Here is a 23,991-nt window from a genome sequence, read left to right as displayed (position 1 = left end):
TCACGGCCAGAACAGGAACGCGAGCGCGACGAACGTCACCGGTATGTTCGTGATCAGGTGCGCGAGCACGAGCGGCATGAGCCGCCGCTGCCGCAGGTAGATCAGCCCGGCTCCGCCGCCCCAGAGCAGGAAGGCGCTGGCGTAGGCCACGGCGCCCAGGGCGCTCGGCGCGAAGAGGAGGTGCTGGAGGCCGAAACCGATGCTGGGCACGGCGACCGCGAGCCAGGCGCGGCCCGTCGCGGCGTGCAGGCGCGGTTGGACGTACGCGCGGTACTGGAGCTCCTCGACGGGGGCGTTGAGGAACGGGAACACCGCCATCCACACGGTGAACAGCCCGAGCGTGAACGGCCCGAACGCAGTGCTCTCCATCTCGGCCCAGACCCCCACGAACGCCTCCTCGAACACCGAGCCGTCGGCGATCCCGGAGGGGCCGCCCGCGAGGAGCAGGGGAGCGAGGAAGCCGATCGCGAACGCCGCGTAGAGGACCACGAACCAACACAGCCCCCATGCGAGATCGCGGCCGATCCGGGCACGGTCGAAACCCAGCAGGTCACGCAGGCGCGCCTGCTCGCGGCGGAGCAGGTGGACGAGCAGCAGCAGGCAGACGATGTTGACCAGGTTCATCGCGAGCGAGGCGCCGAGTGGCAGGTGGAACCCGTCGGCCTGGCCGCTCGCGGCGAGCAGGCCCCAGACGAGGGCTGCTCCGAGCAGCATCAGGGGCAGGCGCACGAAGGCCATGACCACCGGCCAGCCCACGGTCGCGCCGGGGGTGCGGATGCGGGCGCTCGTCCCCTCAGCCACCGCTCTCCCGCTCTGCTCGGCCGGGTCCCGGTGTCCGGGGCACCGCGTTCGTTCTCCGAGGCCCCGTGTCCCTCGGCCTGCGCGCGGAGGTGCCGGGCCGTTCGCCGGAGTTCATCGGGCCGGAGTTCATCGAGTAGTGGTGTCGGTGAGCATCGCGACGAGTTCGTCGATGCGGTCGACCACGCATCGAGGGCCCGCGGTCTCGAGCCACTCGCGCTCGTGGGCGCCGGTGGCGACCCCCGCGGTCGACAGACCCGCGGCGCGCCCGGCCTCGAGGTCGTCGGTGGTGTCGCCGATCATCCACGAGGTCGGAGACGGCGCGGTCCCGAGGCCGTCCAGCGCCGCGAGGACCACGTCGGGGGCGGGTTTGTCCGGCAGGTCGTCGGTCCCCTGGACGTAGTCGACGAGCTCGCTCACGCCGAGTGCGGCACTGACACGACGCGCCATGTCGGTCCGCTTCGTGGTCGCGACCGCGAGCCGCCAACCGTCTGCCCGCAGGGAGGTGAGCGTCACGCGGACCCCGGGCATCAGTCGGGTCTGGTCGGCACAGTGTCGCCAGTAGAGCATCCGGTAGCGCGCGACGAGTTCGGGGACTTCGCGGGCCGGCACGTACCGTGCGAGCATCTCCGGCAGTGGCCGTCCGATCAGCGCGCGCACCTCCTCGTGGCTCGGGGCGGGCCGTCCGTGTGCGACGAGTGCCGCGCGGAAGGCCGCCGCGATGTCGTCCGCGGAGTCGATCAGGGTCCCGTCGAGGTCGAACACGGCCGCGTGCATGCCGCGCAGGCTACGACGCCTGGGGGGTGGGAACGAACGCGGCTATCCCGCGGTGCGGTTGCCCGCGCCGGCGCGGGCAACCGCACCACCGTTCCGAGGCCCACGATGCGTACCCTGGTGCCGTGACCGGGCAGCGGCCCCCCGAGCCGATCCTGCACCTCGACATGGACGCGTTCTACGCGTCGGTCGAGGCGCTGCGAGAGCCGTCGCTGGCCGGTAAGCCGCTGCTCATCGGCGGCACCGGCGGGCGCGGGGTGGTCGCGAGCGCGTCCTACGAGGCGCGGGTGTACGGCATTCGCTCGGCGATGCCGATGGCGAGCGCGCTGCGGCGCTGCCCCCACGCGATCGTCCGCCCTCCCGACTTCGCGGCGTACACCGACGTCTCGCACCGGCTGATGGAGCTGCTGCGATCGGTCACCCCGCTCGTCGAGCCGCTCTCGCTCGACGAAGCGTTCCTCGACGTGGGCGGCAGCGTGCGCCTGTTCGGGGAGCCCCCGCGGATCGCTGCGGATCTGCGGGAGCGGATCGCCGACGAGCTCCAGCTCCCCGCGAGCGTCGGTGTCGCCCCGAACAAGTTCCTCGCGAAGCTCTGCAGCGAGCACGCGAAGCCCGACGGGCTCAAGCATCTGCCGGTCGACGGGGTGACCGCGTTTCTGGCCGGCCTCGAGGTACGGGAGTTGTGGGGCGTGGGGGAGAAGACGACCGAGCAGTTGCACCGCTACGGGTTGCGCACCGTCGGCGACATCGCTGCGACCGAGCCGGCTACCCTCGCGCGGATCGTCGGGCAGGCCGCGGGCGCGCACCTCTCCGAGATCGCGCGGGGCCACGACCCACGCACGGTCACGCCCGACGAGGCGGCGAAGGGCCTCAGCGCCGAGGAGACCTTCGAGACCGACGTGGACGATCCCGAGATCCTGCGCACCGAGCTCCTGCGACTCGCCGAGAAGGTCGCGCAACGGCTCCGGGGCGGCGGGGTCGCCGGTCGCACCGTGACCCTCAAACTCCGGTTCGCGAACTTCCAGACGCTCACCCGGTCCCGCACCCTGCCCACGCCCACCGATCAGGCGACCGTGCTGCACCGTGAGGCCACCGCGCTGCTCGAGGCGCAGCGGCTCGAGCGGGTGCGTGTCCGGCTCGTCGGCCTGGGCGTCGGGAACCTCGTCGACGGTGGGGCGGCGCAACAGCTCGATCTGCTGGAGAGCGACCGCTGGGAGACGCTCGAGCACGCCGCCGACGACGCGCGGGCCAGGTTCGGGGATACGGCGGTGACGCGAGGGGCGTTGCTCGCTCGCGATCCACGGGCTGGTCCCGGTCCGGACGAGGGGTGGCCCACCCGTGACGACACGCGTGGAGGGTGAGTCGCGTGCGTCTTCTGCGGCGGAGCCGGTCCTCCACGCGCCGTGAGGGTCGCTCGAACACAAGAAACCCCCCACTTCTCGGGCGCGTGGCGCGCCGAGTCGCTACGATCCCGTACACCGGTCGCCACCGAACGGGCCGGGCCCGAGCGAGCGGGCGGGTCGTCCCACTCGATCGGGTGTGGGGGTTAAGCTGAGCGGTCATGATGCGACAGGTCTGCCAGCTGTCCCCGCTGGGGACCCTGATAGCAGAGGCTGACAACAGCAAAGACGGGACGACGCGGAGCCGCCAATGCCACTCTCCGACCGTGAGCAGCAGATCCTGAGCGACATCGAGCAGCGTCTTCGCGCCGACGACCCGAAGTTCGCGAAGACCGTCGGCGAGACGACGGTCTCGACGCAGGTTCGGCGACAGATCAAGCTGGCCCTCGCCGGTTTGATCGTGGGCTTCATCCTGCTGCTGTTCTTCATTGCCAGCCTGTGGTTCGGCGTCGCCGGGTTCGCTCTCATGCTCGGCAGCGCGGTGTACGGAGGACACCAGCTGAAGCGCCTCGGGGCGGACCAGACGAACCGCCTGGGCGGGCAGCTTCGAGGCGGGTTCGACCGCTACATGCGTGACAAGCGCGAGCGGGGCGAGGGCTAGCGCGCCGAACTCCCGGGACACGGCCGGTCTGTCGTTAGTCGGGCCTGTCCCGGTCGAGTCGGCCGGTGAGCCGCCCGAGCGCGCCGCGCGTCACCAGCCACGCCCGATCCCAGGGTTTGGGCGCGAGTTCGTCGGCGATCGTGTCCGCGGCTCGCTCGGCCTGCTCGACGAGGCTCGCCGAGGGCTCGGGCGCGAAGCGCGCGGCGGCCGCAGCGTTCGCGAGCGCGACGCTCGGACCCCACACCCGTCCGTTCTTGACCGCGAGCCGAGCCATCACGTCGCGATCGGTCTCGTGCTCGCGGGCGCGGACCCCGAGGCCGGCTGCGAGGTGCTCGACGCGACGTCTCGCCGCCAGCACCCGGCGGTACGGCGGTGCGGTCGCCCGCAACCGGAGCCGCCAGCCGATCCACGCCGCCCCCACCAACCCCACCCCCGACAGGGCTGCGAGAATGCCCACCCCCGGGCCGCGCGAGGCATCACCCGCGGTTCCCGCCGCCCCGTTCTGCTCCTGTTCCAGCCCCATGTCGTCGGGGAAGTCCGGTTGGTCGTCGGGTTGGCTCGGATCCTGTTGCCCGTCGACGTCCGTCTCGGCGTCGGCCTCGGCGGTGGCCTGATCCTGTGCCACCGTGTCGGTGGGGGCGAGGTCGGTGCGGTCGGGCACGAGGATGTTGCCGTCGTCTCGAGGGGTCGGCTCGAAGTCGATCCAACCCACGCCGGGGAACAGCACCTCGACCCACGCGTGCGCGTTCTCGTTCGTGATCTCCCAGCGGTTCTCCTCGGGATCGGCGAGCGTTCCGGAGGTGAACCCGACCGCGACTCGGGCCGGGATGTCGAGGGTGCGCAACATCACCGCCATCGCCCCGGCGTACTGCTCGCAGTACCCGACCCGGTGGTCGAGGAACGCGGCGAGCGCGTCACCGTCGTGGCCACTCGGTGGCGTCAGGGAGTACTCCCAGGTCTGGAGCTCGTCCTGGATCGCCAACGCCTGTTCCAGGGGGGTGTCCGCGTCCGCGGCCTCGACGATCTCCTCGGCGAGGTCGTACGCCTCCTGCGGAACGTCGTCGGGGAGCTCGGTCAGCTGACCGTCGGGGTCGTAGCCGGCCGCCTCGGCGACGCGGTCGGGATCGGGGTCGGGGATGGTGGCGGTGACCTCGTAGCTGTCCCCCTCGGCGAGGCTCGCGTCGCCGGCGAGCGTGACCGTGCCCGTTCGGGGGTCGAACAGGAAGTCGTCGGCCGGTTCGCCCTCGATCGCGGTGGGCGGAGAGGGAGTCGGAACGAGCCGGTCCACGGGTTGGACGACCTCGACGTCGGCGACGACCTCCTGCCCCCCGACGACCTCCACGTCGTCCAGCGGCGACCCGTCGCCGAGCGGTTGGCCCCCGATGCGGCGACCCTCGGCGGTCCATTGCTCGGCGTCCTGGTACACCTCGAGGCCCGTCGTCCGCAAGTAGACCGGCTGCGGGCTCGTGACCTCGATCACCGTGCCGGTGTCCTGAGCGGTGAGGCTCGGGCGCAACCCCACCATCGGGTTCGCGGTCACCGCGGTGCCACCCGCGCCCGTGAGCTCGTAGAGCGCGGGCTCGTTGTATCCGGGCAGGTTCCCGGACAGGGGCACCCCGGCGACGATCGCGAGCAGCCCCACGGCCAGTCCGGTCACGACCGATCCGCCCGGCCCGCCCGGGGTGGTGCGGCGCGGTGCGGGCGTGGCACGGTCACTGCTGGGGGCGAGCAGCGTGAACAGGGCCGCCACGAGGAACGGCAGGATCCAGGGCGCGGGCGTGCCCGCGAGGCCGGGCTCCGCCGGGACCGAGACGATCGCGAGGGGCACCGAGGCCAGGACGAGCGCGGCCAGGATCCCTCGCAGGGGGTGGCCGCGGACGACCACGGCGTCGTGGACGACGATCGCGATGGCCCAGACCCCGGCCACGATGAGCAGCAGGACGGCGGGCTCGGGGTCGATGGGCGCCGCCTGCTCCTGGATCGAGGCGAGCCCGGCACCGGTGAAGTGCCGGGCGAAGGTCAGCGTGTCGAGTGTCGGTACGACCCCCAGCACGCCGGTCCCCGGGAGCAGGACGGCGGTCGTGAAGCCGATCCAGCCGAGCAGGCTGGCCATGGCACAGCCGAGGCTGCCCGCCCCCAGCTGGTGGGCGGCCCACGCGAGCCCGATGGCGACGAGAACCGCGCCGACCAATGGGCGCAGGGCTCCCCACTCTCCGAACACCCTGCCGAACGGGACGAGCGCCGCGGCGAGCAGGGCGCCCGCCGCCAGCACGCGCCACGCCTCCCCGGTTGCCTTGCCTCGGGCAGGGGGGCCGTGGTCGGCCTCGCGATCCGGCCGCGACCTGCTCGATCGCTCGGGGCGCGACGGCGCGTCCTGCGCGGGAGGTGCGCTCATGAGGCTGCACCCACGGGTCGGCGGCCGCGACGGATCTGGTGCCAGCTCTGTTCGAGCTCGGCCTCGACGTCCGCGATCCGCCAGCGCCCGGAGCCGGCGAGCAGGGCCCGAAGCGCATCGGGCTGGTAGCCCCCGACGAACGCGATGCGGGTCGGGAACGCCCGTCCCACCTGGCGCAGGGCCCGGATGTCGTCGTCCTCGGTCACCGGGAGCCGCCGCCGCGTCCCGACCACCGCGACGAGCACCCCGGCGGTGCCGGCACGGCGGAGACCTTCCAGCGCCACCCGTTGGGCCTCGCCCCGCGCCGGCTCGACCTCGGCAAGGCGGGTGAGGTGTTCGCCGATGCGGGCCGGGGCCGGGGGACGACCGTCGGACGGGAGAACGAGGCGGGTCTCGTACCCGTGCGCCGACAGGGCGGACAGCACGCTGGCCGCGACGATGACCGCGCGTTCGAAGCCGCGGTCGCGACCCGTACCACGGTGCGCGTCGACGCGCGTGTCCAGGAGCACCGTCGCCTGCGCCCGCCAAGGCAGCTCGTTCTGGCGGACCATGAGCCGCCCGCGGCGCGCCGTCGTCGGCCAGTGCACCTGACGCAGGTCGTCGCCGTGCTCGTACTCGCGCATGGTGTACAGCTCATCGCCGGTGTTGAACAGTCGGCGCTGGTTGTGGGTGCCCTGGCCGTGCAGTCCTCCCCGGGGTGGCGGGCCCGCCAGCGGGACGACGGTGGGATAGACGAGCAGCCGGCTCGTGCTTCGGTAGCCGCGGCGTCGCTCGGCAAGGCCCAGTGGATCGCGCAGCCGGAGGGTCAACGGGCCGACCTCCCACCGCCCCCGTTGCGGTGGCGCGAGCTCGTAGCTGATCGTCGTCGTCCGTCCCGAGGGGATGGGGGCGATCGCGAACCGGGCGGGTTCGCCGTCCGCGGGCAGCAGCTGGGCCGGACAGCGATCCTCGACGAGCAGGCGGCTCGTCGGCCAGTTCGCGTCGTTGCGCAGCGCCAGGCGCATCTCCACCGGCTCGTCCGGTTGGGCGCGATCGGGCACGATGTCCCGTTTCACCGCCACTGAGGCCCCGGCCATCGAGACCATGAGGACACTCGCCACGACGGCGAGCGCGCTGGCGGCCGCGACGATGTACAACTCGGGGACGTCGAGCACCCGGCCGACGGCCCACGCCGCCACGCTCCCGCTCAGCAGTAGCAGCCCCCGGGTCGTCGGCATGCTCCTATCTCCGTCCTCGCGGGACCGGCACGCGGGTGACGACGTCGGCGACGATCTCGCTCTCGGTCCGGCCCGCGAGCTCGGCGTCGGGGCCCAGGACGAGGCGGTGGGCCAGGACCGGATCGGCGAGGTCCTTGATGTCGTCCGCGATCACGTACTCGCGGCCGTGGGTCGCGGCGAGGGCGCGGGCACCTCGCATGATCCCGAGGCCGGCGCGCGGGGAGGCGCCCAGATCGATGAGCTCGTGCTCCCGAGTGGCGCGCACGATGTCGACGACGTAGCGCTCGAGGCTCTCGGCCACCTGCACGTGCTTGCAGGCGTCGATGAGGGCATTGACCTCGTGGGTGGTCGTGACCGGTTCGAGGGTGTCGACCGGGTTGCCGGCGCCGTGATTGCGCAGCACCTCGACCTCGGCGTCCGCCGAGGGGTACCCGATGCGCAGCCGGGTCATGAACCGGTCCCGCTGTGCCTCCGGCAGCGGATACGTGCCGTCGAGCTCGATGGGATTCTGGGTCGCGATCACCATGAACGGGGAGGCGAGTTCGTACGTGCGTCCGTCCGTGGTGACCTGCCGTTCCTCCATCGACTCGAGCAGGGCCGACTGGGTCTTCGGCCCCGCCCGGTTGATCTCGTCGCCGAGGACGATGTTCGCGAACACCGCCCCCGGCTTGAACTCGAAAACCCCTTGTTCCTGGTTGTAGATCGTGACACCCGTGATGTCGGAGGGCAGCAGGTCCGGGGTGAACTGGACCCGCTTGACGCTGCAGTTGATCGACCGCCCGAGGGCCTTGGCCAGCAGCGTCTTGCCGACGCCCGGCACGTCCTCGAGCAGTACGTGCCCCTCGGACAGAAGGGTCAGCAGTGCGAGGCGTACGACGTCGCTCTTCCCCTCGATCGCGCGCTCGACGTTGTGCTGGATGGCGGTGAACGTGTCGGCCACCGCGGCGGTGTCGAGGATCGGCCCGGCAGGCTCGGTGGACACGCAGGCTCCCTCCTGGCTTGCCACGTCGGGTGGCGCGGTGTCCCGACCGCGCTGACCGGGCAAGGTGACGACGCACTCCCTCCCACGCCGATGCTATCGCTGCGGCGGGGCATCGTCGCCTGCGCGGGAGCGTGTCCCCGCTCGCTAGCATGCGACCGATGAGCGGTGAGGATCGGCCGGTCGACGGCCCCCGTCGCGGGACGCGGACCCACGAGGCGTTGCGTCACGGCGCGCACGAGGCGTTCGCCGAACTGGGTTGGCAGGGCACGCGCATCCAGGACATCGTGACCCGCGCGGGTGTCAGCCACGGCACCTTCTACAACTACTACCCGAACCGCGCGGCCGCCCTCGACGACCTCGTGCGCAGCAGCCAGGAGGAGTTCGTGGCCCTCGCCGGCGCCCATTGGGGGGACGAGGACGTCCGCGGAGCCCTGGAGCACATCATCGGGGGCTTCCTCGACATCTACCGTCGGGACGCCCCGATCGTGCGGACCTGGTTGCAGGCGGCTCGGGACGACCGCAGCTTCAACGACCTGTACCGGTCCTCCCGAGACCTGTTCGTGGCCCGGGTCGCGGAACAGCTGGAGAGCACGGCCGCCGCCTCCGGGCGCGCCGATCCCGGACCCCCGCCGCGCACGGTGGCCAGTGCGCTCGTCGCGATGGTCGAGCACTTCGCGTACAACTGGACCGTCCTCGGGGAGGACCACGACCCCGACGACGCGCTCCACGCGCTGCTGCTCGTCTGGGGGAGCACGCTGAACACGCTGGCCGGGTTCGACCTCGTGGACCCGCTCGTGCCCCCGGATCCTCGTGGGACCGCGTCGGCGGGGCCGCAGGTGGGGCAGTGATAGCATCGCCCCTGCTGCGGGGCATGGCGCCCGCCACTGGAGAGTCCCCGTAGCGGGAGGACGGTGTGGACGGGGGTGCGCCAGTATCGGTACCCAGCAACGGGAGCCGGACGGCTCCCGCGCAGTCGCTCGTCCTCAACGCCACGATGGAGCCGTTGTGCGTCGTACCGGCGCGACGCGCCCTCGTCCTCGTCATCGCCGACAAGGCGGACGTCCTCCACGAGAACGGGCATCGGTTCCGCTCGGAGCGACTCGATCTGCGAGCCCCCTCCGTGGTGCGGCTGCGCCGCTACGTGCGCACCCCCTACCGGCACCGGGCCGCGTTGAGCCGTCGGGGCGTGTTCATCCGCGACGAGCACACCTGCCAGTACTGCGGGCGCAGCGCCGAGAACGTCGACCACGTGCTGCCGCGGTCCCGGGGCGGCGCCCACGAATGGGAGAACGTGGTCGCCAGTTGCCGACGCTGCAACAGCCGCAAGAAGGACCGCACCCCGGAGGAGGCGGGGATGGCGTTGTCCCGGGCCCCGTTCGCGCCCCGGCCGACGTTCTGGTTGTTGGTGGCGGTGGGCGGCGTGCAGCCCGACTGGGACGACTACCTGCGCGATGCCCTGAGCACTTCGTAGCGGCGCCCCACCCGTCTCCACCCGATCGTATGCAGAAGGTACGGGATCGGATTCCTGCAGCACGACCCCGCTGCGGGCAGCCACGACGCGTCAGATTGCGGCGATCGTGGACGCCGAGTACGCGGCCGCGGCCAGAAGCACCGTCCCAGCCGCTATCCCGGTAACGGCGCTTACAGCCACCTGCAGTGCCCGGGCGACCGGAACCGCCACCAGCCCTGCGGCCGTGACCAGCGCAGCCACGACATGGAGCATGGGATAGTTGAGCACCATCGCCAGCGGGAACAGGTGCAGGCCCACGATGATCGCGATCCAGGGTGGGATCAGGTCCTGCCTGTCCCGTATGGCCAGCACCACCGCCCCGACCGCGGCGATCGCAAACTCGATCGCGACGATGATCCCGTACGTGGGGCCGGTCTGCTCGTCGAACACCGTCCCGTCGGACCAGTAGCGCCAGGTCAGAGCACCGCCTACGACCACCGCGACTATCGACAAGGCCAGGCCCGCGGCGAGCGGTCGCCGCAGTCGCGCGGGCGGCGCCTCGTGCGCCCAGCCGAACCAGACCATCCCGAAGAACCCGAAGATGGCGCAGGTGGCGACGGCATCTCGGACGAACTCTGCGGTCATCGCCAGCACTCCGGCGCCGTGGGGACACGGGCTTGCCCCCGCTCATGTGTCACGGCAGTGCACCACGACATTACCGGTGGCGGCCCATGTTAGAGCGTGCATCCACGGCATGCGCCGCTGGCACCGTCACCCCCGACCGCATGTAGAAGGTAAGGCGGGAGACCCCTCCACTTCTCCCCACCACGGCTCACCACCTGCTCGATTGGCGCGCTCACGGCTGCTATTGCGGGTTCTCGGGGCGTTGCGCACCGACCGTGACGGGCGTTGGGTACCCGCTGCCCTCGACGGTCCCTCCACTTCGCACCACCCTTCTGAACTGGGATCTTGTCGCCTTCGCGCGCTCAAGTTTCGAATTCATGCGCCGATGTGGTTGACGAGTGGAGCAAAGTGGAGCATGGTGGAGCGCACTCCCAGAGATGGGCGCAGTGTGGTCAGCCGCTCACACACCCGTATGGCTGGCACGGACAGCAGGCGCGAGGACGAGGCGCCTAAAGGGGAGGGACGGCGATGTTCCTGGGGGAGTACCAGCACACGCTGGACTCCAAGGGGCGCCTGATCCTGCCCTCCGCGTTCCGGGAGCGACTGCAGGAGGGGGTCGTGCTCACCATCGAGACGGATCGCTGCCTGTCCCTCTACCCCCAGTCGGACTGGGAGCGCATGCTCGAGGGACTGCGGGAGCTGCGGACCACGAGCGAGCGGGAGCGCAAGTACGCGCGCATGCTGCTGTCGTCGGCCCACCCCGACGCGTTGGACCGACAGGGCCGAGTGACGCTGCCGGCTCGCCTCCGCGAGTACGCCGATTTCACCCGCGACGTGACCGTCGTGGGCGCGGACACCCGGATCGAGCTCTGGGACCGTGAGCGATGGGAGAGCTACCGGTCGGAGGCCATGGAGGAGTTCGCGGCCACGGACTCGCCGTTCGAGTTGGGTGGGCTCTAGATGGTGCCGGCACTCGCCATCGACGGCGGCCCCGGCGAGGGGCGAGAGGACGCCGTGCCCGCGGAAGCCCGACCCGGAGGGGATTCGGGCTTGCCGGGGCACCGCCCGGTGCTTCTCGAAAGGGTCGTGGACGCGCTGGCGCATCCCGGCCCCGGGCTCGTGATCGACGCGACGCTCGGAGCGGGCGGCCACGCGGCGGCCCTGCTCGAGCGCTGCGGGTCACTGCGCCTCCTCGGGCTCGACCGCGACGCGGACGCGCTGGCCCTGGCGCGCGAGCGGTTGGCCCCCTACCGCGACCGGGTCGTGCTCCGCCGCGCCCAGTTCGACCGGCTGGGTGAACTCGCCGCCGACGCGCGGGGTCCGGACGAGGCCGTGGTGGGGGTGCTGCTCGATCTCGGGGTGAGCTCGATGCAGCTCGACCGCGCGGACCGCGGGTTCTCGTTGCGGCGCGACGGGCCGCTGGACATGCGGATGGGTTCCGGGGAGGGCACGACCGCCGCCGACCTCCTCGACCGCATCGACGTCGCCGACCTCGTCCGGTTGCTCCGTGAGGGTGGGGAGGACCGGCACGCACGCCGCATCGCCGATGCAATTGTCCGCGCGCGCCCGCTGGCGACCACCCGACAGCTCGCGGAGGTCGTCGCGGCGGCCGTACCAGCGCGGGCGCGGGGTGGGGCGACCCATCCCGCCACCCGTACGTTCCAGGCGCTGCGAATCGCCGTGAACGACGAACTCGGGCAACTGCGGCGGGCGCTGCCGCAAGCGCTGAGCCTGTTGGCACGGCCGTCGGACGACCCCGCGGGGCGCGGGGGTCGGCTCGTGGTGCTCACGTACCACTCGCTCGAGGACCGCCCGGTCAAGCGCCTGCTGGCCGACGCGGCCCGCGGGTGCATCTGCCCCCCGGACCTCCCGGTCTGCGGGTGCGGTCGCGAACCGGCCCTCGTTCGCGAGCCCGCTGGCGGACGCACGCCCACCGAGGACGAGGTGGGCACCAACCCTCGTGCCCGCAGTGCGCGGCTGCGCGTCGGGCACCGCACCGACGCCGCCCTGCCGCCCGAGGTCGTCCCCCCGCTCGACCAGCGTCCTTCCCGAGGGTCCGAGGACCCCACCGACCCCACCAACCCAGTCGACCCGGACGACCCAGTCGACCCGGGCGACCCGGATGATGAGGTGCCCTGATGGCAGCGCTACCTTCCCCCCGACCCTCAGCGCCCCTTCCCGGTCACGATGCGGACGGGCTGCAGCCCGACCAGCGTCCACGACCGGAGGCTCGCCCTTCCCTGCGGGTCCTGGAGCGGCGGCGTGCTCGCGGCAGAGGGCTCACGGCCTTGGCCGCCCTCGCGCTGTTCGGGGTGTTCGCGATCGTCGGTCTGCACGCCATGGCCGCGCAGGCGTCCTTCGAGGCCCAGGCACTGGAGCAGGAGGTCGCGGCGCTGTCCGACGAGGTGGACGAGCGCTCGGCCCGGGTTGCCGCGCTCGAATCGCCGGAGCGGTTGCGGACCATCGCCGAGGAGGAACTCGGCCTCGTGCCCGCCGCCGATCAGCGCTACGTCGAGCTCGACCCGAGGCTGGACTCGTTGCCTGAACGTGGCGTGGTCGACACGAGCGATCCCGATCCGCAGGACGGCTGACCATGGCTCCCGCGGAGCGCGGACTGCGGCGCGCGCTGCAGCGCGCGCGGCCCGGGCGACGCCTGACCCTCGTGCTCGCCGTCTACCTGCTCCTCGCGGGCGCGATCACGATCCGCCTCGTCTCGGTGCAGCTCGTCGACACGGAGGGGTACGCCGAGGACGCCGCGGCCCAGACCCAGCAGGAGATCGAGCTGTCGAGCCGGCGCGGTGCGATCCTCGACCGTGAGGGCCAGCCGCTGGCGATCTCCGTACCGGCGGCGGCGGTCTACGGGGATCCCGCCGCCATCGAGGGGGCCGGCATCGACCCCACGTGGATCGCAGCCGAGCTCGCGCCGCTGCTGGAGCGTCCGACCGGCGAGTTGGTGGACGAGCTCTCGACCGACCGCCGCTTCGTCTACCTCGGGCGGCAGCTCCCCCGCGAGGTGGGCGAGGAGGTCGCCGACCTGGAGCTGCCCGGGGTGGGGGTGCTCGAGGAGCACGACCGCGAATACCCCGCCGGCTCGCTCGCGGCCCAGGCGCTCGGCCACGCCGGGATCGACGGTGACGGTCTCGCCGGCCTCGAGGCCGCCCACGAGGGGGTACTCCAGGGGACGCCGGGCCGCCTGGCCCGCGAGCGTGGGCGCAGCGGGGCCTCGATCACGGCCGCCAACATGGAGCGCGAGGCGGCCGAGCCGGGGGAGGACCTGACGACGACGATCGACCGCGGGCTGCAGGCGGACACGGAGCGGATCCTGGCGGAGACGATCGATGAGTACGGTGCGCAGGGCGCCAGCGCGGTGGTGCTCGCCCCGGGGTCCGGTGAGGTGCTCGCCATGGCATCGACCCCCGGCTACGAGCCCGAGGCGATCGAGGACGCACCCGAGTACGCCCGACGCAACCGACCGCTCACCGACGCGTACGAGCCGGGCAGCGTGCTGAAGGCCCTCACGGTGGCGACGGCGCTCGAGGAGGGCGTCGTCACCGCCGACGAGACGCTCTCGGTCCCCGCGGCGGTCGAGGTCGCCGGCCAGCGCTTCACCGACGTGCAGACCCGTGAGGACCGCGAGGCGGATCTCGGGGAGATCGTCGCGGAGTCGTCGAACGTCGGCGTCATCGAGCTCGCCCAGCAGCTCGGTCCCGAGCGGCTGGCGGCGGGCCTGCAGCGGTTCGGCCTCGGTCAGCCCACCGAGATCGGGTTCCCCGGCGAGTCGGCGGGCTCGCTGCCCGCTCCCGACGACTGGTCCGCGACGAGCCTGCCCACGATCGCGATGGGGCAGGGAGTCTCCGTCTCCCTCACCCAGACCGCGGCGGCGTTCGCCGTTCTGGCCAACGACGGGGAGCGCATGGCGCCGCGGTTGCTCCGCGACGAGCCGGCGGCGCCCGGCGACGCCTCCCGTGTCGACGGGCAGCGCGTGATCAGCCCCGACACCGCCGCCCAGGTGACCGGGCTGCTCGAGGGGGTCGTCGAGGAGGGGACGGGCACTGCGGCGGGGGTGCCGGGCTACGCCGTCGCCGGCAAGACCGGGACGGCACAGAAGCCCTCGACGACCGAGCGCGGCTACGAGGAGGGCGCGTACCTCGCGACGTTCGCGGGCTACGCCCCGGCCGAGGACCCCGCGGTCGTCGTGGCGATCATGGTCGACGAGCCGCAGGACGAGTACTTCGGGGGCGTGGTCGCCGCCCCGGCGTTCGCCGAGATCACGGCGACCGCGCTCGAACGCCTCCGCATCCCCCCGGACGATCCGCGCGCGGCCGAGGAGGAGGAGCCCGCTGATCCCGACCCCGAGGACGCTGCCGACGGACCTCCGGGCATCAGTGGTCCCAGCGACAACGAGTCCGACGATGGGGATGACCCGAGCAACCCGAGTGGGGGCGACGAGGGTTGACGTGGCAGCGGCTGCCGCGGCGGATGCCGACGTCGTCGGCCCTGACCCTGCGCCACGTCGCGCGTTGCGCGGCGCGGTGTGGATAGGATCGGTGCGTCCCCAGCACGCGAGCCGTCCCGTTCCGACCGAGAGGGCCGACCCACCGGTGTCCGCCAAGCTGCCCGCGCTCGCCGAGCTCGCCGCCCGCGTCGGCGGAGAGGTCGTCGGCGACGACCGCGTCACCATCGGTGATCTGACCCACGACAGCCGCCAGGCCGGGCCGGGGACCGCGTTCGCGTGCCGGCCCGGCGCGACCGCCGACGGCCACGAGTTCGCTGGCCGCGCCGTCACACAGGGCACCCCAGCGCTGGTCGTCGAACGGGTCCTCGATCAGCCCGCGCCGCAGCTCCGGGTGCCCTCCGTCGCCGACGCGCTCGGGGAACTCGCGGCCACCGTGCACGGGGACCCTTCCCACGAGCTGCGCGTGCTCGGGATCACCGGGACGAACGGCAAGACGACCACCGCGTACCTTCTGGAGGCCGCTCTCGTGCAGGCGGGCTGCACCCCGGGGCTCGTGGGCACGGTCGAGACACGCGTGCGTGGCCACCCGGTACCCGGGCTGCGCACCACCCCCGAGGCCACCGATCTTCAGCGCCTGCTCCGGCGCATGGCCGATGACGGGGTCGACAGCGTCGCGATGGAGGTCTCCAGTCACGGACTGTCCCTCGGTCGGGTGCGGGGGACTCGGTTCGCGGCAGTGGGGTTCACCAACCTCTCGCAGGACCACTTGGACTTCCATGCCGACATGGAGGCGTACTACCGGGCCAAGGCCGCGCTCTTCGACCCCGCGTACGCCCCCACCGGCGCGGTCTGCGTCGATGACCCGTACGGCCGCCGGCTCGCGGAGGAGGCGACGATCCCGGTCGTGCGGGTGAGCCGCGACGCTCCGGAACAGGTCCGAGCGAGTGGCGTGGAGCTCCGACCGGACGGCACCCGCTTTCGTGCCTGGCTCGGGGAGGCCTCCTTCGACGTCACGTTGCGTCTGCCCGGCCCGTTCAACGTAACGAACGCGCTGCTGGCGCTGGCCATCGCTGACGGTGCCGGGGTCGATCCCGCCGCCGCGGCCCTCGGGATCGCCGGCATCACCGGGGTCGCCGGCCGCATGGAGCGAGTGGACGAGGGGCAGCCGTTCAGCGTGCTCGTGGACTACGCCCACACCCCGGACTCGGTCGCCGGGGTGCTCGAGGCCGCCCGGGCGTTCGCTCCCGGCACGGTCATCGGGGTGCTGGGTTGCGGGGGCGATCGGGACCGCGCGAAACGGCCGCTCATGGGGCGCGCCCTGGTCGCCGGGAGCGACTACGCGATCCTCACCAGCGACAATCCCCGCAGCGAGGACCCGCGAGCGATCCTGGAGGCCATGGCCGAGGGGGCGCGGGAGGTGGCGGGTCACGCGTGGGAGATCGAACCGGATCGGCGTGCCGCCATCGCGAAGGCGCTCGAGCACGCGGGGCCCGGGGACGTGGTCGTGATCGCCGGCAAGGGTCACGAGGTCGGCCAGGAGGTGGAGGGGGTCGTCGCCCCGTTCGACGACCGTGCGGTCGCGCGCGAGATCCTCGCGGGGGAGAGCCCCTCATGTGAGGAGCGATCAGGGGAGGGGCAATGATCCCGCTGTCGCTGGCCGCGGTGGCCGACGTGGTCGGTGGCGAGTTGCGCGCCGACACGACCCCGGACGGGATCGTGCGCAGCGTGTCGATCGACTCGCGCTCGGTCGAGACGGGAGCCCTGTTCGTCCCGCTGTCGGGAGAGCGCACCGACGGTCACCGTTTCATCGAGGACGCGCTCGCCCGTGGTGCGACGGGCTACCTCGTGGCGGCCGACCGGCCGGAGGCGGGCGTCGGGCCGCCGGGCGCCATCGTCGTCGACGAGCCCCAGGACGCGCTGCTCGGGCTCGGACGGTGGGTGCGGGACGAGGTCGCCCCGGTCGTCATCGCGATCACCGGCTCGACGGGGAAGACGTCGACGAAGGATCTCATCGCCGCGGCGTGTCGCGAGGTGCGGCCGACCGTGGCGAACCCGGGCTCGTACAACAACGAGCTGGGGGTGCCATTGACCTGTTGTGCGCTCGAGGCCGACAGCGAGGTCCTGGTGGCCGAGATCGGCGCGCGCGGCCTCGGCCACATCGCGAAGCTGGCCGCGGTGCTGCGGCCGGACGTGGCGGTGGTCACGAGCGTCGGCGCGGCACACCTCGAGTTGCTCGGCGATCTCGCGACCGTCGCGCGGGCAAAGGGCGAGCTGGTCGAGTCGCTGGGTCCCGAGGGCGTGGCGATCCTGAACGCCGACGACGAACGCGTGGCGGCCATGCGCGACCGCAGCCCCGGAGCGGTCGTGACCTACGCCGGCGGCGGGGCGGCGAGTGCCGACGGTCTCGACGCGACGGACGGGACGGGGAGTCCGGGCGCGTCAGCCGATTGGCGCGCGGTCGACGTGCGACTGGATGAACGAGCGTGTCCCTCGTTCACGGCCCGGTTCGACGACAGCGAGGTCGAGGTCCACGTTCCCGCCAGCGGGCGTCACCACGTCGGCAACGCCCTGGCCGCACTCGCCGCGGCACACGCGGCCGGCGTCGACCCGTCGATCGGCGCGGCCGGTCTCGCGTCCGCGCGCCTGTCGCCGTGGCGTTCCGAACTCACCGGTGGGGACGGTCGACCGCTGGTCCTCAACGACGCGTACAACGCGAACCCGACCTCGATGCGCGCCGCGCTGGAGACGCTCGCGGCGCTGCCGGGGGAGCACCGATGGGCCGTGCTGGGCCTCATGGCCGAGCTCGGCGAGGGCGAGCGCGCCGCACACGAGGAGATCGGCCACCGCTGCGCCACGCTGGGACTCGACGGCCTCGTCGTCGTTGGCGCGGACGCCGCGGCCATCGCCGCCGGCGCGGAGCAGGCGGGCTTCGCGGGCGAGGGTGGGGTCACGCTGGTGCCCGACCCGGATGCCGCGCGCGAGGTGCTGGAGCGAGTGCTCGACGCCCACGACGCGGTCCTCGTGAAGGCCAGTCGAGCCGTGGGGCTCGAGCGCCTCGCCGCGGATCTCGTGGGGGAAGGCGCGGGCCCGTGATCGCGATCCTCGTCGCCGGTGGTCTCGCGCTCGTTCTGTCCCTGCTCGGCACGCCGCTCGTCATCCGGTTCTTCCGAGCGCGCGGGTATGGACAGTACATCCGTGACGACGGGCCCCAGGCACACCACTCGAAGCGTGGCACCCCGACCATGGGTGGGACCGCCCTCATCATCTCCGCGGTGATCGCCTATCTCGTGGCGGCGCACGGATTCGGGCCCGGTCTGTCCGCCGGGGGGTTGCTCACGATCGGCGCGTTCGCCGGCATGGGTGCGGTCGGCTTCATCGACGACTACATCAAGCTCCGCCGCAATCGCAACCTGGGGCTCTCGTCCACGGCGAAGTTCGTCGGCCAGGCGCTGGTCGCGGTCGGCTTCGCGCTCGGTGCGGAATGGGTCGCCGACAGCTCGACGCGGCTGTCGGTCATCGGGCAGACGGGCCTGGAGTTCGGCATCTTCTTCGTCGTGTGGATTTTCGTGGTGCTCGCGGCCACGTCGAACGCGGTCAACCTCACCGACGGGCTCGACGGCTTGGCCGCCGGCACCAGCGCGTTCATCTTCGCGGCGTTCGCCTTCATCGCGTACTGGATCTTCCGCAACGGCGAGGGCGAGATGCTGAACGGCGAGCTCGCCTACACGGGTCTCTACTCGCTCGAGGCGTGGCTGCACGCGGACTCGGTGGCCATCGCCGCCGCGGCCGCGTGCGGCGCGGCCCTCGGCTTCCTGTGGTGGAACGCCCCCCCAGCCCAGATCTTCATGGGGGACACGGGATCGCTCGCGATCGGTGGAGGGCTCGCCGCCATGGCCGTTCTCACCGAGACGGAGGTCCTGCTCATCGTCCTCGCCGGCCTCTACGTGCTCGAGACGCTCTCGGTGATCGTGCAGGTCGGCAGCTACAAGCTCACGGGCAAGCGGGTGTTCCGCATGGCCCCACTGCACCACCATTTCGAGCTGTTGGGCTGGCAGGAGACCACGGTCATCGTGCGGTTCTGGATGATCGGTGGTCTGTTCGTCGCGATCGGGATCGGCTGGTTCTACACCGACTACCTGGGCCGACTGGGGCTGCTGTGATGGGTGCGACCACTGCCGCCGAGCGTGACCCGGACCCCCGGAACGCGCGGGTGCTCGTCGCGGGCCTCGGTGCCTCGGGGCTGGCCGCGGCGCGCGCCCTGGCACGGGCGGGGGCGTCGGTGCGGGCGATCGATGCGGCCTCGTCACCGCACGCGCGCCGCGCGGCCGAGGAGCTCGGTCCACTCGGCGTGGACGTGCATCTCGGGGTCGGGTTCGAGGACCCCGCCCTGCTCGGCGACGCCGAGCTCGTGGTCGCGAGCCCCGGAATCCCGGAACACAACCCGTTGCTGGCCTCCGCCCTGGCCGAGGGGCGCCCGGTGTGGAGCGAACCCGAGCTCGCGTGGCGCCTCGCCGGTGGTCGGTCGCGGCTGGTGGCCGTGACCGGCACGAACGGCAAGACGACCACCACCGAGCTGCTGGGCACCCTGCTCGCGGCCCCGACCGGCGGCAACATCGGCACCCCGCTCGTCGATCTGCTCGCGGCCGCCGAACCGCCCGAGGTGGTCGCCGTCGAGCTGTCGAGCTTCCAGCTGCGCTTCTGCTCGACGTTGCGACCGGACGTCGCGGTGCTGCTGAACATCGCACCCGACCATCTCGACTGGCACCCCGACGTAGCCGCCTACACCGCCGCCAAGGCGCAGCTCTGGGCCGAGCAAGGATCGGGGGACGTGCTGGTGCTCGGGGACGACGAGGGTGCGCGCGAGGCGTGTGCCGCTCACCCGCCGGCCGGCCGGCTGGTCACCAGCGGTATCGGTCCGCCGGAGCCGGGCGGCGTCGGGATCGAGGACGGCCTGCTCGTCGCCCGGGTCGGCCGCGCCGGCGAACCCGCCGAGGCAACGGAGATCCTGCCGGTCGGGCACCTGGCGCTCCGGGGACCCCACAACCTCGCCAATGCGGCCGCGGCGGTCGGCGCGGCGGTCGCGGCGGGGGCGGATCCTGGCGAGCTCGCCGAGCCGCTGGCCGCGTACCAGCCGGGTGCCCATCGCCTCACGCTCGTGACCGAGCGCGCAGGGATCGCCTGGATCGACGACTCGAAGGCCACGAACCCGCACGCCGCGGCGGCCGCGCTTGCCAGCCGCGGCGAGGGACGGCGCATCGTGTGGATCGGGGGAGGGCTCGCGAAGGGGCTCGACCTCACGGTGCTCGAGCCCACGGTCGCGCGCTACGTCAAGCACGCCCTCGCGATCGGTGCCAGCGCGGCCGAGATCGTGTCCGTGGCCGGGACCGTCGGTGTGCCCGTCGAGCACACCGGTACCGTCGAGGCCGCCGTCGCCCGTGCCGCCGCCATCGCGGAGCCGGGCGACACGGTCCTGCTCGCGCCCGCCTGTGCGTCGATGGATCAGTTCGCGGACTACGCTGCGCGCGGCGATGCGTTCGCCGCCGCGGTCCACACGCTCGACGGTCGTGACGCCGAGGTCGGCCGTGAGTGAACGGTCCCCGCGCACGCTGCTCGCCCGCCCCCCACTGCGCGCCGGGCGGGCCACGCCGCAGGCGGCCCTGCTCCTCGCCTGCGTCGTCACCCTGCTCGTCCTCGGGCTGCTCATGAGCTTCTCGGCCTCGTTCGTCCGCGCCACCGCGGAGCTCGGCGACCCCTTCGGGATCGCCCGTCGCCAGGTGCTGTGGGCGCTGGTCGGCGTCGGGATCGGCTGGCTGCTCGCCCGTGCCGACCACCGGATCCTCGCCCGGTGGTCCGGCCCGCTCGTGGCCGGAGCCCTGGTGCTCTGCCTCCTCCTGTTCATCCCCGGACTCGGGCTGGAGGGCGGCGGCGCGCGTCGGTGGCTGGCGATCGGCCCGGTGACGATGCAGCCGAGCGAGGTCCTGAAGCTCGCCGTGCCGCTGTACCTGGCAACCGTGCTGGGACGACGGGCCGACCGGGTGCGCGCAGGGGATGTGCACGCGCTGCTCATGCCCGCCCTGCCGTTGCTCGTCGTCGCGTTCGCGCTCGTCGTGGTCCAGCCCGACCTGGAGACGGCTGGACTGGTCGCCGGTATCGGCGGCGTCGTGCTCCTGGTCGCGGGGTTGCCCGCGCGGCTGGCGGTCCTCGGGGGATCCGCGGTCGTCGCCGCCGCCGTGACCTTCATCGCCGGCGTGGGGTGGCGTCGCGACCGCGTGGACGCGTGGCTCGACCCCGCCGCGGACGCCGGGAACCTCGGCTACCAGAGCGTCCAGGGCTACCTGGCCCTCGCCAGCGGAGGCCTGACCGGCACGGGCCTCGGCGAGAGCCGCGCGAAGTGGCTGTACCTGCCCAACGCGGACACCGACTTCATCTTCGCGATCATCGGGGAGGAGCTCGGGTTCCTCGGCGCGCTGCTCGTCGTGGCGCTCTACAGTGGGCTGGCCATCGCCGGCATCCGCACCGCGAGGGCGGCCCCGGACACGTACGGCCGCCTCCTCGCGACCGGCATCACGGCTTGGCTGCTGATGCAGGCGTCGATGAACATCGGCTCGGTCGTGGGGCTCCTGCCCGTGACCGGCGTCACGCTCCCGCTCGTGAGCGTCGGCGGCACGTCCCTCGTCGTCACCCTGGCCGGCTGTGGCGTCCTGCTGTCCGTGGCCCGCGCCGCGCGACCCCCCGAGCCCGAGCCCGGAAGCGACGGCCGCGCGTCGGGTTCGGCCCCGGCCTCGCCGCGGGACACCGGCTCCGTCCGCCGCGCCCGCCGCACCACACCCGACCGTGCTCGCGACCCGAGGACCGCCCGCCACCATGACGACCACTGACACACCCACCCTCGCGCCCGGCGTCCACGTTCACCTGGTGGGGATCGGGGGCGCCGGCATGAGCGCTCTGGCCACGCTGCTCATCGAGCGCGGACACCCGGTGAGCGGGAGCGATCTGCGGGGTGGCCGTGCCACGTCCGCGCTACAGGCACTCGGCGCGACCGTGCACGTCGGCCACGATGCGCAGCACCTCGCCGGCGCGGATGTCGTGGCCGCGTCGACCGCGGTCCCAGAGGAGAACCCCGAGCTCGTGGCTGCACGGCGCACGGGGATTCCCGTGCTGCGCCGTGCCGAGCTGCTGGCGGCGCTCATCGAGGGCTTCAGCGGGATCCTCGTGGCGGGTACGCACGGCAAGACCACGACGACCTCGATGCTGACCGTGGTGCTCCAGGCCGCCGGTCTCGACCCCTCGTTCGCCATCGGTGGCCGGCTGAACGAAGCGGGCACGAGCGCCCACCACGGGACCGGCGAACTGTTCGTGGCCGAGGCCGACGAGTCGGACTCCTCGTTCCTCGCGTTCCGCCCCGACTGTGCCGTCGTGACGAACGTCGACCTCGACCACCACGACCACTTCGCCGACCTCGCCGCGGTCGACACGGCCTTCGAGGGGTTCCTCGCCAACCGTCGCGCCGGCGCCCCGGTGGTGCTCTGTGCCGACGACGAGGGCGCACGACGGCTCGCGGCGAGGGCCGATCCGCCGGTGCTCACCTACGGCCGGCACGAGGACGCGGACCTGCGCATCGTCGACGAGGCCCTCGGCGCCGCCGGCTCCAGGTTCTCCCTGCTGGCCGAGGACCGGGACCTCGGCGGCTTCGATCTGCGCGTCCCCGGCGCCCACAATGTCGAGAACGCAGCCGCCGCGGTGGCGGTCGCCAGATGGGCCGGAGCCGAGCTCGACGCGGTACGGCGGGGCCTGGCGCGCTTCGCGGGCGCCCAGCGACGCTTCCAGCACCTCGGTGAGGCCGCCGGGGTCCAGGTGGTGGACGACTACGCACACCACCCGACCGAGCTCGCGGCGACGTTGCAGGCCGCGCAGCAGACCAGCCCCGCCGGCCGGGTGATCGCCCTCTTCCAGCCGCACCGCTACTCGCGGACCGCCGCGCTCGGGCCCGACCTGGGAGCGGCGCTGGCCCGGGCCGATCGGGCGATGGTCACCGACGTGTACGCGGCGGGGGAGACGCCGGTCGCTGGCGTCACGGGGCAGCTCGTGGCCGAGTCCGCGGAGGCCGCTGGCGTCTCGGTCGCCTACACGCCCACGACGTCCGAGCTCATCGAGCAGGTCCTCGCCGAGGTGGAGCCCGGCGATCTCGTCGTGACGATGGGTGCCGGGGACGTCACCGAGGTCGGCCCGCAGCTGTTGGATCGTCTCCGCGGTCGCAGCGGCCTGCCGCCGGTGTCGCGTCAAGCCGCGCCGCGCAGGCCCTCCACGGCTGACGACGAGGAGGCCCAGGGGCCATGAGCGGCCCGGCTGCGCCGCCCCGTGCTCCCGCCGATGTTCACGGTGTCGGGCACACCGGGATGGATCCCGCCATCCGTGCCCGCCGCGCTGCGGTGCACGCGGCCGCCCGTCGCCGCCGGGCCCGGTGGATCGGCAGCACGCTGGCGGTGGTGGCCATCGTCCTGGCGGCGGCAGCCGTCGCGGCCTCGCCCCTGTTCGACGTCGAGCGAGTGGCGGTGCACGGTGCCGGCGAGGACCGGGCCGACGAGGTGCGGGCACGGGCGGGGATCGAGCCGGGCGACAACCTCGTGCTCGCCGATGTGGGCGAGGCTCGCGCTGCGACCGAGGCGCTGCCGTGGGTGGCCGAGGCCGACGTCTCGCGCGTTCCGCCCGGGGAGGTCCGGATCACGGTCGCCGCACGGGAGCCGCTGGCCGTGGTGCGCCTCGAGGACCGGTCGTGGCTCGTCGACGACCGCGGCGTCGTGCTCACGGGCGGGGGCCGCGACGACCTGGTGCACATCGACGCTCCCGGCGCCGACGTCCCGTCGCCGGGCGGGGAGATCGGCGAGCCCGCGGTGATCAACGCGATCGCGTTCCACGCGCGGCTGCCGTCCGACATCGCGGACCGCATCACCGCCTACGAGGCGCACGACGTGCTCGAGCTGCGCGCGCGTCTGGAGGCTGACGGGGGAACGGTGTGGGCTCGGGTCGGGCGGGCGGAGGACGTCCCCCACAAGGCCGGCGTGCTGGCGGGGCTGCTGCGGGAGCTGCCGAGGGAGGTCCACGACGCTGCCGAGGTCGACGTGCGGGTACCCGACAGCCCGGTGCTCGTGCCGGCCGACGACGGCGAGGGGGACACGTGAGCGGTGGGCTGACAACCGGCTGGCTCCTGTCCGGACTCGGCCGAAGGGGGCGGGGCGCCTGCTTGACCCCGGGGGGTGGGCTGCGTACCGTGCCGACCCGTGAACAGGTTTACAG

At 73.0% G+C, this 23,991-nt stretch carries 21 protein-coding genes; 15 read left to right on the top strand and 6 right to left on the bottom strand.

The genetic code is table 11. The features are described 5' to 3' along the window. Together ER308_RS00215 and ER308_RS00210 are read right to left on the bottom strand one after the other, a co-directional pair. Positions 1-801 (bottom strand): CPBP family intramembrane glutamic endopeptidase, encoded by an 801-nt coding sequence (locus ER308_RS00215; protein WP_131153146.1) that lies wholly within the window; start codon positions 799-801, stop codon positions 1-3. A gap of 126 nt (positions 802-927) precedes the next feature. Further along, positions 928-1,575 carry an HAD family hydrolase gene (locus tag ER308_RS00210; protein WP_131153145.1) on the bottom strand — a complete coding sequence of 216 codons (648 nt, stop codon included), beginning with the start codon at positions 1,573-1,575 and terminating at the stop codon, positions 928-930. A gap of 122 nt (positions 1,576-1,697) precedes the next feature. Between ER308_RS00210 and ER308_RS00205 the strand changes: the two genes are divergently transcribed. Continuing rightward, positions 1,698-2,933 carry a DNA polymerase IV gene (locus ER308_RS00205; protein WP_131153144.1) on the top strand — a complete coding sequence of 412 codons (1,236 nt, stop codon included), beginning with the start codon at positions 1,698-1,700 and terminating at the stop codon, positions 2,931-2,933. Between the two features lie 289 nt (positions 2,934-3,222). Further along, positions 3,223-3,573 (top strand): DUF3040 domain-containing protein, encoded by a 351-nt coding sequence (locus ER308_RS00200; RefSeq protein ID WP_131153143.1) that lies wholly within the window; start codon positions 3,223-3,225, stop codon positions 3,571-3,573. A gap of 34 nt (positions 3,574-3,607) precedes the next feature. Here the strand turns inward: ER308_RS00200 and ER308_RS00195 are convergent, their stop codons facing one another. From ER308_RS00195 to ER308_RS00185, 3 genes are read right to left on the bottom strand one after another with little or no spacing between them, the layout of a single operon-like run. Next, a complete protein-coding gene (locus tag ER308_RS00195; RefSeq protein WP_131153142.1) occupies positions 3,608-5,968 on the bottom strand; it encodes a transglutaminase TgpA family protein in 2,361 nt (786 codons plus the stop codon). After that, the gene (locus ER308_RS00190; RefSeq protein WP_131153141.1) at positions 5,965-7,185 is read right to left on the bottom strand and encodes a DUF58 domain-containing protein; all 1,221 of its coding nucleotides are present in this window, start codon (positions 7,183-7,185) and stop codon (positions 5,965-5,967) included. Before ER308_RS00190 ends, ER308_RS00195 begins: the two co-directional genes overlap by 4 nt. A gap of 4 nt (positions 7,186-7,189) precedes the next feature. Then, the gene (locus tag ER308_RS00185; protein WP_240731891.1) at positions 7,190-8,167 is read right to left on the bottom strand and encodes an AAA family ATPase; all 978 of its coding nucleotides are present in this window, start codon (positions 8,165-8,167) and stop codon (positions 7,190-7,192) included. A 158-nt stretch (positions 8,168-8,325) separates the two neighbouring features. On the opposite strand from ER308_RS00185, the gene ER308_RS00180 reads away from it, so the two are divergent. Beyond that, a complete protein-coding gene (locus ER308_RS00180; RefSeq protein WP_165491689.1) occupies positions 8,326-9,015 on the top strand; it encodes a TetR/AcrR family transcriptional regulator in 690 nt (229 codons plus the stop codon). A 146-nt stretch (positions 9,016-9,161) separates the two neighbouring features. After that, on the top strand, positions 9,162-9,638 hold the full coding sequence (locus tag ER308_RS00175) for an HNH endonuclease (RefSeq protein ID WP_131153139.1): 477 nt from the start codon (positions 9,162-9,164) through the stop codon (positions 9,636-9,638). A gap of 90 nt (positions 9,639-9,728) precedes the next feature. Here ER308_RS00175 and ER308_RS00170 read toward each other — a convergent pair whose 3' ends face one another. Next, a complete protein-coding gene (locus ER308_RS00170; RefSeq protein ID WP_131156822.1) occupies positions 9,729-10,262 on the bottom strand; it encodes a hypothetical protein in 534 nt (177 codons plus the stop codon). Positions 10,263-10,769: 507 nt separating this feature from the next. On the opposite strand from ER308_RS00170, the gene mraZ reads away from it, so the two are divergent. The 11 genes from mraZ to ER308_RS00115 all read left to right on the top strand — a co-directional run bounded on the left by mraZ (position 10,770) and on the right by ER308_RS00115 (position 23,876). Further along, the gene (gene mraZ, locus ER308_RS00165) at positions 10,770-11,201 is read left to right on the top strand and encodes a division/cell wall cluster transcriptional repressor MraZ (RefSeq protein ID WP_131153138.1); all 432 of its coding nucleotides are present in this window, start codon (positions 10,770-10,772) and stop codon (positions 11,199-11,201) included. Further along, on the top strand, positions 11,202-12,380 hold the full coding sequence (gene rsmH / locus ER308_RS00160) for a 16S rRNA (cytosine(1402)-N(4))-methyltransferase RsmH (RefSeq protein ID WP_131153137.1): 1,179 nt from the start codon (positions 11,202-11,204) through the stop codon (positions 12,378-12,380). After that, positions 12,380-12,832, top strand: a complete 453-nt coding sequence (locus ER308_RS00155) for an FtsB/FtsL family cell division protein (protein WP_131153136.1) — start codon at positions 12,380-12,382, stop codon at positions 12,830-12,832. Before rsmH ends, ER308_RS00155 begins: the two co-directional genes overlap by 1 nt. A gap of 2 nt (positions 12,833-12,834) precedes the next feature. Then, positions 12,835-14,697, top strand: coding sequence for a peptidoglycan D,D-transpeptidase FtsI family protein (locus ER308_RS00150; RefSeq protein ID WP_131153135.1), 1,863 nt, complete (start codon positions 12,835-12,837; stop codon positions 14,695-14,697). A 145-nt stretch (positions 14,698-14,842) separates the two neighbouring features. Further along, on the top strand, positions 14,843-16,339 hold the full coding sequence (locus ER308_RS00145; protein ID WP_205745793.1) for a UDP-N-acetylmuramoyl-L-alanyl-D-glutamate--2,6-diaminopimelate ligase: 1,497 nt from the start codon (positions 14,843-14,845) through the stop codon (positions 16,337-16,339). After that, positions 16,336-17,790 carry a UDP-N-acetylmuramoyl-tripeptide--D-alanyl-D-alanine ligase gene (locus ER308_RS00140; RefSeq protein WP_131153133.1) on the top strand — a complete coding sequence of 485 codons (1,455 nt, stop codon included), beginning with the start codon at positions 16,336-16,338 and terminating at the stop codon, positions 17,788-17,790. Before ER308_RS00145 ends, ER308_RS00140 begins: the two co-directional genes overlap by 4 nt. After that, on the top strand, positions 17,787-18,857 hold the full coding sequence (gene mraY / locus ER308_RS00135; protein ID WP_131153132.1) for a phospho-N-acetylmuramoyl-pentapeptide-transferase: 1,071 nt from the start codon (positions 17,787-17,789) through the stop codon (positions 18,855-18,857). The genes ER308_RS00140 and mraY overlap by 4 nt, the downstream gene beginning before the upstream one ends. Further along, entirely contained in the window at positions 18,857-20,287 is a 1,431-nt protein-coding gene (murD, locus tag ER308_RS00130; protein WP_131153131.1) for a UDP-N-acetylmuramoyl-L-alanine--D-glutamate ligase, read from the top strand. Before mraY ends, murD begins: the two co-directional genes overlap by 1 nt. Further along, entirely contained in the window at positions 20,280-21,575 is a 1,296-nt protein-coding gene (ftsW, locus tag ER308_RS00125) for a putative lipid II flippase FtsW (RefSeq protein WP_165491688.1), read from the top strand. The genes murD and ftsW overlap by 8 nt, the downstream gene beginning before the upstream one ends. Beyond that, on the top strand, positions 21,562-23,034 hold the full coding sequence (murC, locus tag ER308_RS00120; protein WP_131153129.1) for a UDP-N-acetylmuramate--L-alanine ligase: 1,473 nt from the start codon (positions 21,562-21,564) through the stop codon (positions 23,032-23,034). The genes ftsW and murC overlap by 14 nt, the downstream gene beginning before the upstream one ends. Further along, positions 23,031-23,876 (top strand): cell division protein FtsQ/DivIB, encoded by an 846-nt coding sequence (locus ER308_RS00115; protein ID WP_131153128.1) that lies wholly within the window; start codon positions 23,031-23,033, stop codon positions 23,874-23,876. Before murC ends, ER308_RS00115 begins: the two co-directional genes overlap by 4 nt. Positions 23,877-23,991: the final 115 nt, after the last annotated feature.

The sequence above is a fragment of the Egibacter rhizosphaerae genome (genome assembly GCF_004322855.1).
In the GTDB taxonomy this organism is placed as follows: Bacteria; Actinomycetota; Nitriliruptoria; order Euzebyales; family Egibacteraceae; genus Egibacter; species Egibacter rhizosphaerae.
This window is presented reverse-complemented; position numbering and strand designations above follow the sequence as displayed.

What these genes read in the sequence shown, in the direction of transcription:
- ER308_RS00210 (WP_131153145.1), bottom strand. Translation starts at nt 1,575, where the DNA reads ATGCACGCGGCCGTGTTCGACCTCGACGGGACCCTGATCGACTCCGCG.
- ER308_RS00200 (WP_131153143.1), top strand. Translation starts at nt 3,223, where the DNA reads ATGCCACTCTCCGACCGTGAGCAGCAGATCCTGAGCGACATCGAGCAG.
- ER308_RS00195 (WP_131153142.1), bottom strand. Translation starts at nt 5,968, where the DNA reads ATGAGCGCACCTCCCGCGCAGGACGCGCCGTCGCGCCCCGAGCGATCG.
- ER308_RS00190 (WP_131153141.1), bottom strand. Translation starts at nt 7,185, where the DNA reads ATGCCGACGACCCGGGGGCTGCTACTGCTGAGCGGGAGCGTGGCGGCG.
- ER308_RS00180 (WP_165491689.1), top strand. Translation starts at nt 8,326, where the DNA reads ATGAGCGGTGAGGATCGGCCGGTCGACGGCCCCCGTCGCGGGACGCGG.
- ER308_RS00175 (WP_131153139.1), top strand. Translation starts at nt 9,162, where the DNA reads ATGGAGCCGTTGTGCGTCGTACCGGCGCGACGCGCCCTCGTCCTCGTC.
- ER308_RS00170 (WP_131156822.1), bottom strand. Translation starts at nt 10,262, where the DNA reads ATGACCGCAGAGTTCGTCCGAGATGCCGTCGCCACCTGCGCCATCTTC.
- mraZ (WP_131153138.1), top strand. Translation starts at nt 10,770, where the DNA reads ATGTTCCTGGGGGAGTACCAGCACACGCTGGACTCCAAGGGGCGCCTG.
- rsmH (WP_131153137.1), top strand. Translation starts at nt 11,202, where the DNA reads ATGGTGCCGGCACTCGCCATCGACGGCGGCCCCGGCGAGGGGCGAGAG.
- ER308_RS00155 (WP_131153136.1), top strand. Translation starts at nt 12,380, where the DNA reads ATGGCAGCGCTACCTTCCCCCCGACCCTCAGCGCCCCTTCCCGGTCAC.
- ER308_RS00150 (WP_131153135.1), top strand. Translation starts at nt 12,835, where the DNA reads ATGGCTCCCGCGGAGCGCGGACTGCGGCGCGCGCTGCAGCGCGCGCGG.
- ER308_RS00140 (WP_131153133.1), top strand. Translation starts at nt 16,336, where the DNA reads ATGATCCCGCTGTCGCTGGCCGCGGTGGCCGACGTGGTCGGTGGCGAG.
- murD (WP_131153131.1), top strand. Translation starts at nt 18,857, where the DNA reads ATGGGTGCGACCACTGCCGCCGAGCGTGACCCGGACCCCCGGAACGCG.
- murC (WP_131153129.1), top strand. Translation starts at nt 21,562, where the DNA reads ATGACGACCACTGACACACCCACCCTCGCGCCCGGCGTCCACGTTCAC.
- ER308_RS00115 (WP_131153128.1), top strand. Translation starts at nt 23,031, where the DNA reads ATGAGCGGCCCGGCTGCGCCGCCCCGTGCTCCCGCCGATGTTCACGGT.